15 protein-coding genes and 1 tRNA gene are annotated in these 14544 nt (G+C 64.4%); 11 read left to right on the forward strand and 5 right to left on the reverse strand.

All coding sequences use genetic code 11. The annotated features are described in order from the left end of the window. The 3 genes from AC5Y5Z_RS23940 to AC5Y5Z_RS23950 all read right to left on the reverse strand — a co-directional run. Window positions 1-195: hypothetical protein (locus AC5Y5Z_RS23940; protein ID WP_499927931.1), on the reverse strand; the 195-nt coding region annotated here is incomplete at its 3' end. A gap of 37 nt (window positions 196-232) precedes the next feature. Continuing rightward, on the reverse strand, window positions 233-886 hold the full coding sequence (locus AC5Y5Z_RS23945) for a TetR family transcriptional regulator (RefSeq protein WP_230589182.1): 654 nt from the start codon (window positions 884-886) through the stop codon (window positions 233-235). A gap of 143 nt (window positions 887-1029) precedes the next feature. Beyond that, window positions 1030-1659 carry a TetR/AcrR family transcriptional regulator gene (locus AC5Y5Z_RS23950; protein WP_051754198.1) on the reverse strand — a complete coding sequence of 210 codons (630 nt, stop codon included), beginning with the start codon at window positions 1657-1659 and terminating at the stop codon, window positions 1030-1032. Window positions 1660-1804: 145 nt separating this feature from the next. On the opposite strand from AC5Y5Z_RS23950, the gene AC5Y5Z_RS23955 reads away from it, so the two are divergent. The 3 genes from AC5Y5Z_RS23955 (at window position 1805) to AC5Y5Z_RS23965 (ending at window position 5949) form a co-directional block, all read left to right on the forward strand. Beyond that, window positions 1805-2110 carry a hypothetical protein gene (locus tag AC5Y5Z_RS23955; protein ID WP_036443973.1) on the forward strand — a complete coding sequence of 102 codons (306 nt, stop codon included), beginning with the start codon at window positions 1805-1807 and terminating at the stop codon, window positions 2108-2110. A 131-nt stretch (window positions 2111-2241) separates the two neighbouring features. Next, a complete protein-coding gene (locus tag AC5Y5Z_RS23960) occupies window positions 2242-5325 on the forward strand; it encodes an MMPL/RND family transporter (RefSeq protein WP_036443976.1) in 3084 nt (1027 codons plus the stop codon). 21 nt (window positions 5326-5346) lie between these two features. After that, on the forward strand, window positions 5347-5949 hold the full coding sequence (locus tag AC5Y5Z_RS23965) for a TetR/AcrR family transcriptional regulator (RefSeq protein ID WP_036443979.1): 603 nt from the start codon (window positions 5347-5349) through the stop codon (window positions 5947-5949). 233 nt (window positions 5950-6182) lie between these two features. Here the strand turns inward: AC5Y5Z_RS23965 and AC5Y5Z_RS23970 are convergent, their stop codons facing one another. Next, the gene (locus AC5Y5Z_RS23970; protein ID WP_036444015.1) at window positions 6183-7034 is read right to left on the reverse strand and encodes a P-loop nucleotide/nucleoside kinase family protein; all 852 of its coding nucleotides are present in this window, start codon (window positions 7032-7034) and stop codon (window positions 6183-6185) included. A 187-nt stretch (window positions 7035-7221) separates the two neighbouring features. On the opposite strand from AC5Y5Z_RS23970, the gene AC5Y5Z_RS23975 reads away from it, so the two are divergent. From AC5Y5Z_RS23975 to AC5Y5Z_RS24005, 7 genes are all read left to right on the forward strand, one after another. Then, complete coding sequence (locus tag AC5Y5Z_RS23975) at window positions 7222-7668, forward strand: hypothetical protein (protein ID WP_036444018.1); 447 nt, start codon at window positions 7222-7224, stop codon at window positions 7666-7668. Then, on the forward strand, window positions 7668-9092 hold the full coding sequence (locus AC5Y5Z_RS23980) for an FtsK/SpoIIIE domain-containing protein (RefSeq protein WP_036443982.1): 1425 nt from the start codon (window positions 7668-7670) through the stop codon (window positions 9090-9092). Before AC5Y5Z_RS23975 ends, AC5Y5Z_RS23980 begins: the two co-directional genes overlap by 1 nt. A gap of 3 nt (window positions 9093-9095) precedes the next feature. Next, entirely contained in the window at window positions 9096-10808 is a 1713-nt protein-coding gene (locus tag AC5Y5Z_RS23985; RefSeq protein WP_080712103.1) for a replication initiator, read from the forward strand. Between the two features lies 1 nt (window position 10809). Continuing rightward, entirely contained in the window at window positions 10810-11001 is a 192-nt protein-coding gene (locus tag AC5Y5Z_RS23990) for a helix-turn-helix domain-containing protein (RefSeq protein WP_036443988.1), read from the forward strand. Between the two features lies 1 nt (window position 11002). Beyond that, a complete protein-coding gene (locus AC5Y5Z_RS23995) occupies window positions 11003-12202 on the forward strand; it encodes a tyrosine-type recombinase/integrase (protein WP_036443990.1) in 1200 nt (399 codons plus the stop codon). 132 nt (window positions 12203-12334) lie between these two features. Then, a complete protein-coding gene (locus AC5Y5Z_RS24000; protein ID WP_230589185.1) occupies window positions 12335-13276 on the forward strand; it encodes a hypothetical protein in 942 nt (313 codons plus the stop codon). Window positions 13277-13687: 411 nt separating this feature from the next. Then, window positions 13688-13915 carry a tyrosine-type recombinase/integrase gene (locus AC5Y5Z_RS24005; protein ID WP_230589186.1) on the forward strand — a complete coding sequence of 76 codons (228 nt, stop codon included), beginning with the start codon at window positions 13688-13690 and terminating at the stop codon, window positions 13913-13915. A gap of 35 nt (window positions 13916-13950) precedes the next feature. On the opposite strand, the gene AC5Y5Z_RS24010 is transcribed toward AC5Y5Z_RS24005, so the two are convergent. After that, a tRNA-Gly gene (locus AC5Y5Z_RS24010) sits at window positions 13951-14024 on the reverse strand. Between the two features lie 30 nt (window positions 14025-14054). Between AC5Y5Z_RS24010 and AC5Y5Z_RS24015 the strand changes: the two genes are divergently transcribed. After that, entirely contained in the window at window positions 14055-14534 is a 480-nt protein-coding gene (locus AC5Y5Z_RS24015) for an SRPBCC family protein (protein WP_499927937.1), read from the forward strand. The last annotated feature ends 10 nt before the right edge of the window (window positions 14535-14544 follow it).

A 14544-nucleotide genomic window follows, 5' to 3' on the forward strand; every position in this document is an offset into this window, starting at 1 on the left:
CAATCGGTTAATGCGTGCGGTTTGTTCGGTTAATGGTAGATGGGCCGATTCGAAGCTCAGTTGTTTAGCGTCCTGAACTGCAGTTTCAATATGGAACCAATTATTTTGTGCCGTCGGCTGCTCGCACTTTCTTGTGCTCGACAGCACTTGGGTGTGCTTTGCGTTGGCTGCTTTGAGGGGCGAAATTCGCCGCATAAGCCTCGAGGGTGGCTAGGTCGGGGGTTGTGGCCGTTTATGACGTGGAGATTATTGATGAGGTCTGGCGCAGTAGGAGTTCCGTGCCGCGGTCGATCCGCTCTCGGGCTTGGGCTGCGGAGAGTCGGTGGCCACTGAAGGCGGTGAGGTTGGCCAGCCAGACATCAGTGATGAGTCCGGCGAGGTCATGGTGGTGCTCGGTGACGGTGCTGCCGCCCAATGCGTGGGCGAAGAGTTGTTGCAGGATGTCGGCGGTCTGGGTGACGGTGGGCGCGGCGGTCGCGTCGGCGACCACCAGGGCGCGCGTGGTGGCTTCGGTCAGGTTAGGGTCGAGCTGCCATTCGACGTGCAGTCGTGAGGTCAGGGCTGCGACCCGCTGGGCAGGCGTGGTGTCGTTGTGGTGCCATGCGCACTCGGCGGCCAGTCGGTCGAATTCGCGGCGCAACACCGCGACCAGCAGGTGCGGTTTGGACGGGAAATACCGGTAGAGCGTCCCCACACCGATGCCGGCGACATCAGCCACCGCCCGCATCTGCACCGCGCTATAACCGCCGCAGGTCGCTGCATGCAGGGTCGCATCCAGGATCTCACTCGCGTGGGGTGCCTCACCGGCAGGTTGCGCCGCGGTCATGACGTCCCGGCACCGGTTGCGCGAGCCCGCCCCGAGCAGCCCGCTCTTGACGGCGGCCATGCACCATCGGCCCGACAGTCACCCATACCGAACCCCCGCTACGAGCAGTATCCCTGCGCTACCGTTCGTACCACAACGGTGGGCGGTGCGGCGCGAATCCCCGGGTTGCCGACGACGTCGGACCCGGCCGGGCCCGGTGGGGTTTATCGGGTGCGGGCGTGGGCGTGCAGGAAGTCGTCAACGATGTGTTCGCAGTCCTCGCGGTTGATGGCGCGTAGGCCGGTCAGGCGGGCGAAGGCGATCGGGCCGACGAGCTGGCACATGGCGAGGTCGACATCGAAGTCGTCGAGTTCGGCGGCGGCGGCCGGGCTTTGCAGCAGCTCGGCGAAGGGCTGTCGGTAATGGGCGACGACGCGTGTGCGTAGCGCGTGGCGGTCGTGCACCTCGTCGGGGCGCTCCGGTGTCGGCCCGAGGGCGACCCAGGCCAGCGTGGTGGCGTGCAAGGGTGCGTCCTGAAACAGGATCGCTTGCCGGCTGAGCAGTTCGATGAGCTGTTCGCGCAGCGAGCCTTGCGCCGGCGGCAGGCTGACCTGGGGCAGGAGCCGCTCAAAAGTGGCGGCCAGCAGGTGGGTGGAGCTAGTGAAGTGGCGGTAGAGCGTGGTTCTGGCCACTTTGGAGGCCTTGGTGACCGCCTCGATGGTGACCGCTTCGACCCCGCCGGCGCTGAGCAGCTTGGCCGCGGCGTCGAGCAGCCGGGTCCGGGACCGCGCCAGGCGTGGATCCACCTCGTCGCCGTCGATATCGACAGCACGTTCCTCCGCGCCTGGCTCCACCTGTTCACCGTAATCCTCGCCGCCTGGCGTCGACGCCGATACCGCGGACGCAAGGCTGGCATTTAGCGAAACGATACTGTTAGTATCGGAGCGATACCGTTAGTACCTGTATCGCCGTGCAGGCCAACACCGAGGGGGTAAGGCCATGGTGAATCACCAGCAACGCCGGGAGCTCATCCGGCGCCAGATCCAGGACCCGACCGCGGCGACGCCACTGACGCGGCGGCCGGCGCGGGCTGTCGGGCGCACCGGCGCGGTGGTGGCGCGGGCGGCCAAGCGGCTGCTGCCCGGCGTCTTGTTCGAGGAGGTCCGCCACGTTCGCCATGATCTGGCCAAGCTCGGGCACGCCCGGGTTGCGACCGCGGGTGATCGTGTGCGTCCCCGCCACTATCCGCCGCGGTCGTGTTCCTATCTCGACGACGAGCTGATGGGCCGGGAGATGTTGGACTGAAGCTGTCGCGGCCGCTGGGGGCAGGCCGCGACCGGCGGGCGGGCGTATTGCGCTTTGCCGGATGCCGCACAAAGATACCGATAGTACTGTTGCGATACCGACAGTTTCTTTATGCCGCCGGGGGGGCCGGGATGGTAATCAAGGGCTGGGGCGATGCCGGCGTGGCGACGTTGAGTCGCCCCAAGGAGCAGCGTGGCGCCGCGGAAGCGGCACAGGGCCGCGACACCTACAGTGAGCGCCTAGCGCGGCTGTCGGGTTTCGCGATCCGGCACAAAGCGTTGGTGATCGGGTCCTGGATCGCCGCCGCGGTGGTGCTGGCGATCCTTTTTCCGCAACTGGAAACGGTCGTCAAGCACCAGTCGGTGCATCTGATACCGCCCGGGGCGCCGTCGCTGCAGACCGTAGACCGGATGGGCTCGGCGTTCGGTGAACAAGGCTCCAAGACCACGATCTTCGTGGCGATGGAGGATCCCAGCGGGCTGACCCCGCAGGTTAAGCAGCGCTATGACACGTTGATCCAGCGGTTACGGGCCGACACCAGCCACGTCCGGCAGGTCCAAGACCTCCTGGCCGACCCGGTCACCGCCGCGCAAGCTCTCAGCGCCGACCGCAAGGCATGGTACGTGCCGGTGGGGGTGGCCGGAACCCTCGGTGATCCCAGCACCGCGGAATCGGTGCGGGCGGTACGCGGCATCGTCGCCGAGGTTTTCGGGCACTCACCGACCACCGTGCGCGTCACCGGCCCACCCGCCACCTTCAGCGATCAAATCGATTCCGCTGAACAGGATCTGATCCTCATCTCGGTGGCCACCGCCGGGCTGATCGCCATGATCTTGCTGCTGATCTATCGGTCGGTGTTCACCGCGATGCTGCCGCTGCTGGTGATCGGTATCAGCCTCGCGGTCGGGCGCGGGGTGCTCTCCGGACTCGGCGAAGCCGGCATGCCGGTGTCTCAGTTCACCGTCGCGTTCATGACGGTGATCCTGCTGGGCGCCGGCACCGACTACTCAGTGTTCTTGATCAGCCGCTACCACGAACAGCGCCGCCAACAGGTCCCCGCCCAGACCGCGGTCATCCACGCCACCGCCACCATCGGGCGGGTCATCGCAGCCTCGGCCGCCACCGTCGCGCTGGCATTTCTGTCCATGACCTTCGCCGAACTGAGCGTCTTCGCCGCACTCGGCCCGGCCTGCGCCATCGCCGTGATCATCGGGTTCGCCGCCACGGTCACTCTGTTTCCCCCCGTACTCGCGCTGGCCGCCCGGCGTGGGATCGGTGAACCCAACACCGACCGCACCCGCCGTTACTGGAACCGGATCGCGGTGGCCGTCGTACGACGCCCCGTGCCCCTGCTGGCCGCCAGCCTGATCTTCGTCCTAGCTCTGTGCGCAGTGGCGACCACCATGCGCATCAGCTACGACGACCGCCAAGGCCAAACGACCACCTCGGCCAGCAACGAAGGGTATCGACTGCTGGATCGCCACTTCCGCAAAGACATCGTGATCAACGAGTTCTTGGTCGTGCAGTCACCCACCGACATGCGCACCAGCCGAGGACTGGCCGACCTTGACGAAATGGCCTCCCGCCTCGCCCAACTGCCCGGTGTCACCAAAGTCTCCGGAGTCACCCGCCCCGGCGGTAAACGGCTCGAACAAGCCCAACTGTCTTGGCAGAACGGCCAAATCGGTGACCGGCTCGCGGGCGCGGTCAACGACGGCCAATCCCGCCGTAGCGATCTGGGCCAACTCACCAACGGCGCCGACCAGCTCGCCGACGGGCTCACCCAACTCGACACCACCCTGGGCACCGCGCTGACCCCGCTGACTGGGCTCTTAGGCCAAGCTCAAACCGCGGGCATCCAAACCCAGCGATTGCGGCCGCTGCTGCAACAGCTTTCTGCCACCGCACCCGCCGTCGATCACGCCATTGCCGCCGGGCCCGCACTACGCCACCAAGCCGAACAAGCCCAAACCGCCATCACCACCCTTGAGCCCCTCATCGCCGCGATCAGCAACTGGCCCGCGTGCGCCGCCGCCACCGAATGCGCCCAACTACACGACCAAGCCCAACTACTCATCACGTTGCGCGACAACGGATTCTTCGACCACCTCACCACCCTCGCCGACCTCTACCAGCCGGCCACCAACACCGGCGGCGGCACCCTCGCCGACGTCACCCGGCTCATCACCACCCTGGACACCGCCATGGGCGCCGCAGGCTCCGGCGACCTCGCCGCCAACATCGGACGCCTCCAAACCGGCGTCCACCAACTCGCATCCGGTGCTCACTCGCTGGCCACCGGCGTCCACACCCTCGTCGACAGCAACCTCGAAATGCTTTCCGGCATGGGAAAAATCGCCGCCCAACTCCAACAATCCGCACGATCAGCAACCGGATCCGACACCGCCAGCGGCTTCTACCTCCCTAACGACGCCTTCGACAACCAACAATTCGCCGACGTCGCCAAACACTTCCTATCCGCGGACGGCAAAACCGCCCGCTACGCCATCGAGTCCAGCTACGACCCCTACAGCAGCGACGCGATGACCCTGGCCTACCGACTCACCGAAGTCGCTGACGCAGCACGCCCCAACACCTCACTGGCCAACACCACCATCGCCGTCGCCGGATTTCCCGCCGTCAACTCAGACATTCAACGCCTGCTCTCCGCCGACTTCCGCCTGATGGCCATCGCCACCCTGCTCGTCGTCGGCCTCATCCTCATCGTCTTGCTCCGCGCCCTGGTCGCACCGCTCTACCTACTGGGCACCGTCATCCTCAACTACGGGGCATCACTAGGAATCGGCACCCTGATATTTCAATACGGCCTCGGCAAAGAAATCGCCTGGCCCGTACCACTTCTGGCGTTCATCATCCTGGTCGCCGTCGGCGCCGACTACAACATGCTGCTCATCTCACGACTGCGCGAGGAATCCACCCGTAACATCCGCGTCGGCGTGCTCCGCACTATCGCCAACACCGGCTCCGTCATCACCTCCGCCGGACTCATCTTCGCCGCCAGCATGTTCGGCCTCATGATCGGCTCGATAGCCATCATGATCCAAACCGGACTCATCATCGGCTGCGGCCTCCTCTTGGACACCTTCGTCGTACGCACCCTCACCGTGCCTGCCATCGCCACCCTGCTCCGCGAAACCAGCTGGTGGCCACAACGAAACCCACTGCGCCACAAACCCTCTCCAACCCGAACCTAGACACACCCACCGGAATCGACCATGACTACCGCCAACCCCACACCCCCCACCCTCAGAGACCGCCGCCGCACCGAACTACTCACCCACATCCAAACCACCGCACACCAACTCTTCGCCCAACACGGCTACGCCGCAGTCACTACCGACGACATCGCCGCCACCGCCGGCATCTCCATCAGCACCTACTACCGCCACGCACCCAACAAAGAACACCTGCTGACCGCCCCGATCCAACATGCCATCGCCGAAATCATCACCACCTACAACACCCGTCCGCCCACCGAAACAGCAGCCACCTCACTCATCCACCTCCTCGTCGACCACCTCGGCGAAACAGCCGGCCAGCACTCCCCACACTGGAAACACGCCCTGCAGAGCGCACCACACCTGCTCAACAGCTCAACACTGCTCAGCGACAACCAAACCCGCCAACTCACCACCATGATCGCAACCCGCATGAACACCGACCCCACCACCGACATCCGCCCCACACTGCTCATCCACACAGCCCTGAGCACCGCACAAACCGTGCTCCAACACTGGCTCAACAACACCACCACCAACCCACCGCTGCGCACCCAACTGCAGCAAGCCCTGCACATCACCCTCGCCGGATTCCACTAAACACACCGCACTACCCCGGCCCACACCCACCAGGCCATGTGGCCACAGCCTCAGCAGATCAACTGCCGTACACCAACCCACCTCGCCAGCGCACCCCGCCGACCCCCAAAAACCACCTACCCGCGTCGACCCGACCGCCCGCAAGGCCAAATCAATCTCAACGAGCCAACGCCATCAGATACCGACCCACAGTTTACCGAGGCAGTGGAGAACGAGCGCGGTGAGCAAATGCCTTACTGCTGCCCGGCCTGTGCTCGGATGGATTTGATGAAGCTGCGGGCCTGAACCTGCAAGGGTTGGCTGTCGGGGTCATTCTGGATCAGCGTATGCGGCACCGGCGGGGCGAAAGTGGTGTCGACGCTGGCCAGGTAAGTGGGCCAGTTCGCGAGTTTCCATCGGTCACGTGCTGCGGCCCGGCGTCGTAGGTAGAGGTTCATGGTGTCGGCCGCGCAGGTTACCCACACGATGGACAGGTCGGCATTGAGGTCGTCGGCTCGGGCCTGGGTGCGGTCGATCCATGCCCTGTCGGTGAGCTCGTGCAGGTAGGGCGCAGTGGAGACAATGGAGTTGCCGCACTCGATGTTCTCTTCGATTGCCGCGTTGAGTGCTTCGTACTCATGGGGACGAATCTTGTTCATGTAGGTGGGGGATTCGCGGTCATCCAGTGAAGCGCCAAGGTCTTCGAGCCAACGCTGGACGAGCGGCCGGGTGATGGTGTCCTTGTCGAGGATTGTCCATCCGGTCTGGCGGGCTAGGACGCGACCGAATTCGGTTTTTCCGCTGCCGGCGTAGCCGCCGACAAGGACTAATTGCGGGGTGGGCAGCTGCAGACTTTTGGGTGCTGCCGCAGTGTCGGGAGCGGTGATGACGCGTGCCGAGCGGTCCTTGCTGCGCACCAGGCCTTCGGCAGTAAGCAGGTCCATCGCTTGAGTGATCGTGAAGACGCTGACGTTCCACTGCGACGCGAGCTCGCGTGTGGAAGGCAGCCGTTCACCGTCGCGGAGAATGCCGGCCTCGATGTCGTTACGAACGGCTTGGGCGATCTGGCGGTGCATCGCCTGCCGGGGCGTAGTCGGTGAGGTCATGACCATCCGTCCATAGCAGTTGAGATGCCCGACAATATCAGCCGCGATCAGTTGAAAACCAATCGCTCCAGTGCCTCATGGGGCGATTCACATTTTTTCTGACCTATCGATGCATAACAGTTGACCACCAAAAATATCAGTTGATATGTTGTCGTGGTCCAAGTCACACAGACAGGAGAAAGCTGACATGGCGATACAAAAAGGGCACCGGTTCCCGATGCAACACACAGAAGCGTTCCCGAGAGGGTTGATGTTGCTGGGTCCGATCGGCCCGGACATGGAATTTGAGCGTCCGAATGTGCAGAAGGCTGATCCGGCGACAGGTCTGCGGCAGTGGGCTGGCGCAGTGTCGGACCCCGATGAGCCGAAAGCCAAACGGGCGAGCTTCGTGGTGACATTTCTGGCCGAGGTACAGCCAGTGCCATCCACGCCGGAGCTGTTGGCGGGCAGCGGAATTCGCATGATCGAACTGGAAGGCCTGACCGCCGAACCGCGGCGGATGGGTCAGGGCGAATACACCTATGTGGGCTACGTCTACAGGGCGACCGGCATCAAAGGTGACGTGAATTCACCTGCGCCCGTGAGTAAGTCGTCGTCAGCGCCGCGCGGCGAGACCGTGAAGGCGGGTGCGTGATGGCCACCGGCAACTCGAAACCGTCCGGCAACAGCGGTCAGAGTTCGGCCGACCAGCTGGTCGAAGACATATTGCTAATGCTGGCCAAGCTCGCCGTGCTGCTCGGATCGTGGACGGTGCGGTTCCCGGTGTTGAGTTTGCCGATCATCATGATCGCATGGGCGGGCGCCTGGTTCGGGTGGGGCGGCGGGCTGATCGTGGCCGGGGTATACGCCCTCATCTACATCGCGTTGGCGCTGGTCGACCCGGCCGGATTTGGCGCTGCATCGTGGCTACCGGTCCGCACGGCTTACCTGACCTGGTGGCGCTACAAGCACGCCTGGGCGCAGGTGTGCACCCTGCACGGGTTGACCGCCACGCTGGGTGAGCGGACCATGGTCCCGCGGCTGCGGTCGGTGCGCATCGGCACCGCCACCGACACGCTGAACATCGGCATGGTGACCGGGCAGACCGCGACCGACTGGGGCAAGCAAGCCGACGCCCTGGCCCACGCCTGGGGAAGCGGTCGCGTGACGGTGCGGTCCCTGCAGCCCGGCCAGCTCACGGTCACCGTGCACCGTGATGACACCCTCGCGGCTGCGGTGCGGCTGCCCCGGCCCACCGACGCGACACGAGTGCAGCTGGCGGCGGTGACGGTCGGGGTCACCGACACCGGCACGCCGTGGCGGCTACCGATCCAGGGTCATCACATTCTGGTCGCCGGCTCAACGGGGTCGGGCAAAAGCAGCGTGGTGCAGTCCCTGGTCGCCGGACTGGCCCCCGCTGTGCGGTCAGGCCTGGTGCAACTCTGTGTGATCGACCCGAAGGGCGGGATGGAATTCGCCCGCGGCGCAGGGCTGTTCACCGCGTTCGCCGCTGACCGCACCGAGCAGACCTTGGAGTTGTTGCGAGGCCTGGTCAAGTTGATGGATGGCCGCACCCAGCTGTTGCGTGGCCACACCCGCACCCACACGCCGAGCGTCGAGGACCCGTTGACGGTGGTGATCATCGATGAACTCGCCGCCTTGACCGCCTATGGCACCGACCGCAAAATCCGCGCCGAAGTCGACCAGCTGCTCGGGCTGCTGCTCTCTCAAGGTCGTGCGGTCGGGATCACCCTGATAGGCGCCGTGCAAGACCCGTCAAAAGAAGTGGTGTCGTTGCGCCAGTACTTCACTGTCCGCGTGGGACTGCGCCTGACCGAATCGAACCAAACCACGATGATTCTTGGGCAGGCGGCGCGCGATGCCGGGGCAGTGTGCGACGAAATCCCCGAGTCCACACCGGGTGTCGGCTACGTCATGGTGGACGGCACCGCCGAACCACAACGGGTCCGGGCGTTTCATGTCACCGACGACGACATCGACTATCTGGTCACACATTTCCGGCCACCGAAACGCCGCCGACTCCCGCGCCGGCCTGACACTGCTTCCTCGCAGGGCTGAGCCATGCCGACCCCCTCACCTGCACCGGTCAGCCCCCACGCACCGCCACCGCCCGATCACTCCGCGGACCCCTTGCCCCGACGAGAAACCGCCGCCGAACGGCGAGCCCGGCCCTCCTTCCACGAAATCGCCGTCGCCGCCGCACAAACTCACGGGGTGTGCGTCCGCCCGCTGGTGATGGGAACGGTCAACCTGGACACCGGCGCCACCGACTACGCGGCGGTGCCCTGCAAATCGACCATGGAATCGCAATGCGCCCCGTGCGCGAAAAAAGCGCGCGCACTGCGCATGCAGCAGTGCCGCGAAGGATGGCACCTCGACCACGAACCGGTCCAACCAGCCATTGAACCCACCGAGCAGCAATCCGAGCTGCTGCGCTCCCGCGCTGATCTAGTCGCCGCTTACCGCGACGCCACCACCGACCGCGACCACGACCACGAAGCCGTCGCTGAGCTGCGGGCCGCGGTCGGTGAACTCGACACCCAGCTGCGTGCCACCGGGATGCGCGGCACCCTGCCACCACTGGACCCCCCGCCCACCCCGTTGCGCACTCGGTCGACGAAACGCCGCCACGACGTGATCGACCTGCCGACCCGGCAGGTCCGCAAAAACACCATCGGCCAGCAGTACGTGGGTAAGTACCGGCCGTCGATGTTCCTCACGTTGACCTGTGACAGTTACGGGCCGATCCAGGGCGGCGCCCCGATCGATCCCGGCGCCTATGATTACCGGCGTGCGGCCCGCGATGCGATCCACTTCGCCGCTCTGCTGGACCGGTTCATCCAGAACCTGCGGCGCGTCCTGGGCTGGGACGTCCAGTATTTCGCCACCGTGGAACCTCAGAAACGCGGCGCCCCGCACGTGCACATGGCGCTGCGCGGCGCGATCCCTCACGCCCTCGTCCGCCAAGTGGCTGCCGCCACCTACCACCAGGTGTGGTGGCCGAACCACGACCAGCTGATCTACACCGATTCCGGCAGGCTGCCGGTGTGGAATCCGACCCGGTGCACCTTCATCGACCCCGACACCCACACACCACTCACCAGCTGGCAGGACGCCCTACAGGCCGTCGATGACGACCCCGATGCGAACCCGGCGCATGTGGTGCGCTTCGGGGAACAGGTGCACTCCAAAGGCATCCTCGGCGGCGGCACAGAGGCGGGACGGCACATCGGGTATCTGACTAAGTACCTGACCAAATCGATCGGTGAAATCATCACACCCACCACCGCCGCCCAGCATGCCCATCACGAGCGTTTGCACACCGAACTGGCGATAACCCCATGCTCACCGCGCTGCCCCATCTGGCTGCGTTACGGCATCGTCCCCAAGGGTGCATCATCGAAAATGGTTGCCGGGCAGTGCAAATCGAAAGCGCACCGTCGAAGCACCCTCGGGCTGCCGGGCCGGCGGGTCTTGGTGTCCCGGAAGTGGTCCGGTAAAACCCTGCCTGATCACCAAGCCGACCGGCACAAATTTGTTCGGCAACTGCTCGCCGACGCCGGCATCACCCCGGACGCGCGAGACAATGTTCTTATCTACCGCCTCGAATCCGGCCAACGCACCCCACCCCGCAGCGAACTCATCATGCGAGCCATCTCCCAAAGACTCACTTGGAAAGCCCAATACACCAACGCAATCGCCGCCATCGGACCACCCGAAGGACAGCGAATCGGAGCAGGCGCATCACCGGGGCCGGGAAGTCGTGGACGTTGAGATGCTACAACTACTAACGGAATCACAAGTGCGGCAGATGATTCCGATCGGTCACAGCAAGTATTACGAGTTGATCGGGTCCGGTGAGTTGAGGTCAGTGAAGATCGGCCGACGTCGGTTCGTCACGGAAACTGCTGTTGCGGAATACATTGCGAAACTCGATGCCGAGTCAACCGGTGACACGGCGGCGTGAAATGTCCCGACAACAACTGCCGCCGCAGATCAAGAAGCTGACCGTTCGCGACCGGCGTACCGGCAAAGACGCGGTTCGGTATCAACTGACAGTCGACGTGGGCGAGGACCCTCAGACTGGCCGACGTCGACAGGTTCGGCGGCGTTACCGCACCGAGAAGGACGCACGTCGTGCACTGAGCGAAATCAGCGACGCGGCTGAGAAGAAAGTGTTCGTGCCGAGGCGCACACTCACAGTCGGCGAGATGGTCAAGAACTACCTGGCGGGTCGACACGACCTGCGTCCCACTGCGCGCGACAAGAAGGCCTACGACCTACAGCCGCTGGTGGAGCGCTTCGCCGATGTTCTGGCCCAGCGAATCACCAAGACAGATATCGATACGCTGGTTCGCGATCTCGCCGAGGGCGGCACCATGACTGCAAAGGGCCGGAAGCGCAGACCGTGGTCATCAGCGAGTGTTAACAAAAGCCTCCAGGCGATCACCGGGGTATTCGCAGATGCGGTGTTCCAAGGGCTTCTGGCTCGCAACCCGGCTGAGCTCGTCAAGCCGCTGCCGTCGGCCCACAAAGACGTGGATACCTACAGTGTCGCTGAAGTCGACATGTTGCGCGCCAGCTTCGCCGGTGACCGCCTGGCCCATGCATACGAGTTGGCCCTGGTTGGGCTGCGTCGGGGTGAGATCGCGGGGCTGCGCTGGTGCGATGTCGACCTCAAGTACAAAACCCTACGCATCGTGAACAATCGCGTGTCGGCTGGTGGCAGCGTCAGTGAGAACGATCCAAAGTCGAAGGCATCTCGTCGTGAGTTGCCATTGCCCGATCGCCTGGTCGGAGTGCTGCGCGCTGCACGTCGTCGGCAAGCAAAGGAGAGGCTGCGCCTCGGGGTCGACGCTGGCCCGTTTGACTACGTCGTGTCCAACGAGGCTGGACTGCCGTATGCGCCCCCGGTCGTGTACCGGTACTGGGTGGCTGCCGTGAAGAAGGCCGGGCTGCGACACTTGAAACTGCACGGCGCGCGGCACACGGCCGCCACCCAGTTGGCACTCGATGGCGTCGCTCCAGCTGTCATTGCCGCGTGGCTCGGTCACACGGATGCCAGTTTCACGATGAAGCTCTATACGCACTCGCAGCCTGAGGCGCTCAAGTCCGCTGGTGACACTTTCGATCGAGTTGTGACATCTCGTGACACTCAGCAGGGGTAATCGAACAATTCGAACACTGTTGATGCTGGTCAGGGCGGGACACGCCGACTCGTGTCGGATGGCGGTCGTACAGTGACCTCAGTCGCTCGAACGCATGAGCGAGCCGCGCCGTGCCGAAGGAACCCTGCTGTAATGATGATCCCCGACTACGACCAGGCCGAGATTCTCTCGTTTGAGTGGGGTGACATGCAGCTGCTCTCCAAGATCGTGGGTAACACGGTTAACCCGCTGACGGGGGACCGCAACTTGTCGATGGTGCCCTATGAGAACTCCGTCCAACCGGTTCAGTTGAAATTTGAGCCGCCCCTAATCGAGCATGCGGTGGGCGTGAACCACGGCTTTCGGCACCATTGGGAGCTACTTACGTACGCGTTCAACCTGCCAGATCCCGGGGCGTTCCCGGTGCTGCCGGGGTTGACGGACGACGACCGCCGGGTCCTCAAGCGCTATGCGCGGATGTGTCGTCAGCTTGCGGGATATTCCGCGCTGAACGAGGAAAGTGGTATGCGCTACAGCTTCAAGAGCGGCGGAGCCCCCGAAATCACGTTGGTGTTCCCGTCGCCCGAAGCTTTCGCCGGGACCTCGCTCGCCTTCCGTCAATTGCACAGCGACGACGAATTCGCGTCTTTCACTCGCACGCGGGGCAGGATCATGAAGGCCGTTAAGTTGCTGTCCGCGAGCGAGAAGGAGAGTGCGAGAAGGGTTGTAGCGCAGTGGGCAAAAGCGCGTGGCGCATTGATGAACAGAATGCTGAACACCATCGTGTGTGAGATGGCCGCCCCACCGGTTCCGCCGGATCGTGAGGTGCCGCCGTTCAGCTATGCGAACATCAACCCGCAGAAGCTGATCTTGACCTTCAACTATGGCGACACGATCCACTTCTCGGAAGACGAAGAAGCGAACCTGTCGACGCTGCTGGAAGCTGAACAGAACGCCTGCTATTACAAGCACTCGGTGCTGAGCGCCATAACGAATCTCAGTCACCTCTACTTCGGGTTCGCCGTGTTGGCTGAGTCCGCAATGGCAGACGGGGGTGGGCGAGGCGCAATGGCCTCCGGATCGGCAGCCGATTAGCAAACCAAAGTAAGTCCCGCCCGCGACCGGGCCGACTAGGGGCGTCTCCGGTGCCCGGTTCTACAGGGCGACCTGCTGGCCGGAGTAGGCGCGCGCCTCGCCGGGTGGACGGCGGTGCTGCCGGGGCCGACCAATCCGCTGCGCGGTGGGTCGACACGCGGGGCCTTCGGCATGTAGATGCCGCCTTGGGAGGGTGGCCGGCCGTTGAGGTGGGTCGCGACCAGCCCCGCGCCGAAACCCAGTTCGGTGTCGGTGTGGTGTTGGTCGCGGGCGAGCTGGAGCGGGTGTTGTGATCGCCGCTGGCGGGGCGCTGCTTCTGGTGGTGGGCCGCGCCACGGTTCGGGTGCGGTCATCGTCCTAGGTCTCGCCGCGACGGCGGCGGCCCCGATCGTGTACAGGTTACTGGCTGCCGTGAAGAAGGCCGGGCCGCGACACTTGAAACTGCACGGCGCGCGGCACACGGCCGCCACCCAATCGGCACTCGATGGCGTCGCTCCAGCTGTCATTGCCGCGTGGCTCGGTCACACGGATGCCAGTTTCACGATGAAGCGCTATACGCACTCGCAGCCCGAGGCGCTGAAGTCCGCTGGTGACACTTTCGATCGAGTTGTGACATCTCGTGACACTCAGCAGGGCTAATCGAATAACTCGCACACTGTTGATGCTGGTCAGGGTGGAGCCGATGACGGGAATCGAACCCGCGTATTCAGCTTGGGAAGCTGATGTTCTGCCATTGAACTACATCGGCGCAGATGCCCCAGAAGGCTAGCATCGTGCGATGCCAGACACCGCGCGGGTCGAGCAATCCCGAACCATCCCGGTCACCCCTGAGCAGGCGTTCCGCGGCATTATCGAGATGGACGTCCCCACCATGTTCCGGCGGCGCTACGGGCCGATTCCGCCGATCCGCGCAGTGAGCGGACGTGACGGAAATAACTGGAGCGGCACGCAGGGCCAGACGCGGGTGCTTGAACTCGCCGGCGGCGGCAGCATCCGCGAGACCGTCGTCGACGTCGACGAACCGCATGCGTGGTGCTACCGCATCACCGATTTCCAGGGTCCGCTGAAGACTCTGCTGACCAAGATCGACGGTGAGTTCCTGTTCGACCCCGCCGGGACCGGCACTCGAATCACGTGGCGCTACAACATGTTTCCGCGATCCCGGCTCGCAGCAATGGCGATGCCCGCCTTCGGCTGGTGCTGGCGGGGATATGCCCGGCAGATGCTCGAGGAGCTGGCCGACTGGCTCACCGACTGATGTCCCGGCG

The organism is Mycobacterium sp. NGS29 (assembly GCF_059812965.1).

What these genes read in the sequence shown, in the direction of transcription:
- AC5Y5Z_RS23990 (WP_036443988.1), top strand. Translation starts at nt 10,810, where the DNA reads ATGCTACAACTACTAACGGAATCACAAGTGCGGCAGATGATTCCGATC.
- AC5Y5Z_RS23980 (WP_036443982.1), top strand. Translation starts at nt 7,668, where the DNA reads ATGGCCACCGGCAACTCGAAACCGTCCGGCAACAGCGGTCAGAGTTCG.
- AC5Y5Z_RS23955 (WP_036443973.1), top strand. Translation starts at nt 1,805, where the DNA reads ATGGTGAATCACCAGCAACGCCGGGAGCTCATCCGGCGCCAGATCCAG.
- AC5Y5Z_RS23970 (WP_036444015.1), bottom strand. Translation starts at nt 7,034, where the DNA reads ATGACCTCACCGACTACGCCCCGGCAGGCGATGCACCGCCAGATCGCC.
- AC5Y5Z_RS24015 (WP_499927937.1), top strand. Translation starts at nt 14,055, where the DNA reads ATGCCAGACACCGCGCGGGTCGAGCAATCCCGAACCATCCCGGTCACC.
- AC5Y5Z_RS23975 (WP_036444018.1), top strand. Translation starts at nt 7,222, where the DNA reads ATGGCGATACAAAAAGGGCACCGGTTCCCGATGCAACACACAGAAGCG.
- AC5Y5Z_RS23945 (WP_230589182.1), bottom strand. Translation starts at nt 886, where the DNA reads ATGGCCGCCGTCAAGAGCGGGCTGCTCGGGGCGGGCTCGCGCAACCGG.
- AC5Y5Z_RS23960 (WP_036443976.1), top strand. Translation starts at nt 2,242, where the DNA reads ATGGTAATCAAGGGCTGGGGCGATGCCGGCGTGGCGACGTTGAGTCGC.
- AC5Y5Z_RS24000 (WP_230589185.1), top strand. Translation starts at nt 12,335, where the DNA reads ATGATGATCCCCGACTACGACCAGGCCGAGATTCTCTCGTTTGAGTGG.
- AC5Y5Z_RS23965 (WP_036443979.1), top strand. Translation starts at nt 5,347, where the DNA reads ATGACTACCGCCAACCCCACACCCCCCACCCTCAGAGACCGCCGCCGC.
- AC5Y5Z_RS23995 (WP_036443990.1), top strand. Translation starts at nt 11,003, where the DNA reads ATGTCCCGACAACAACTGCCGCCGCAGATCAAGAAGCTGACCGTTCGC.
- AC5Y5Z_RS23985 (WP_080712103.1), top strand. Translation starts at nt 9,096, where the DNA reads ATGCCGACCCCCTCACCTGCACCGGTCAGCCCCCACGCACCGCCACCG.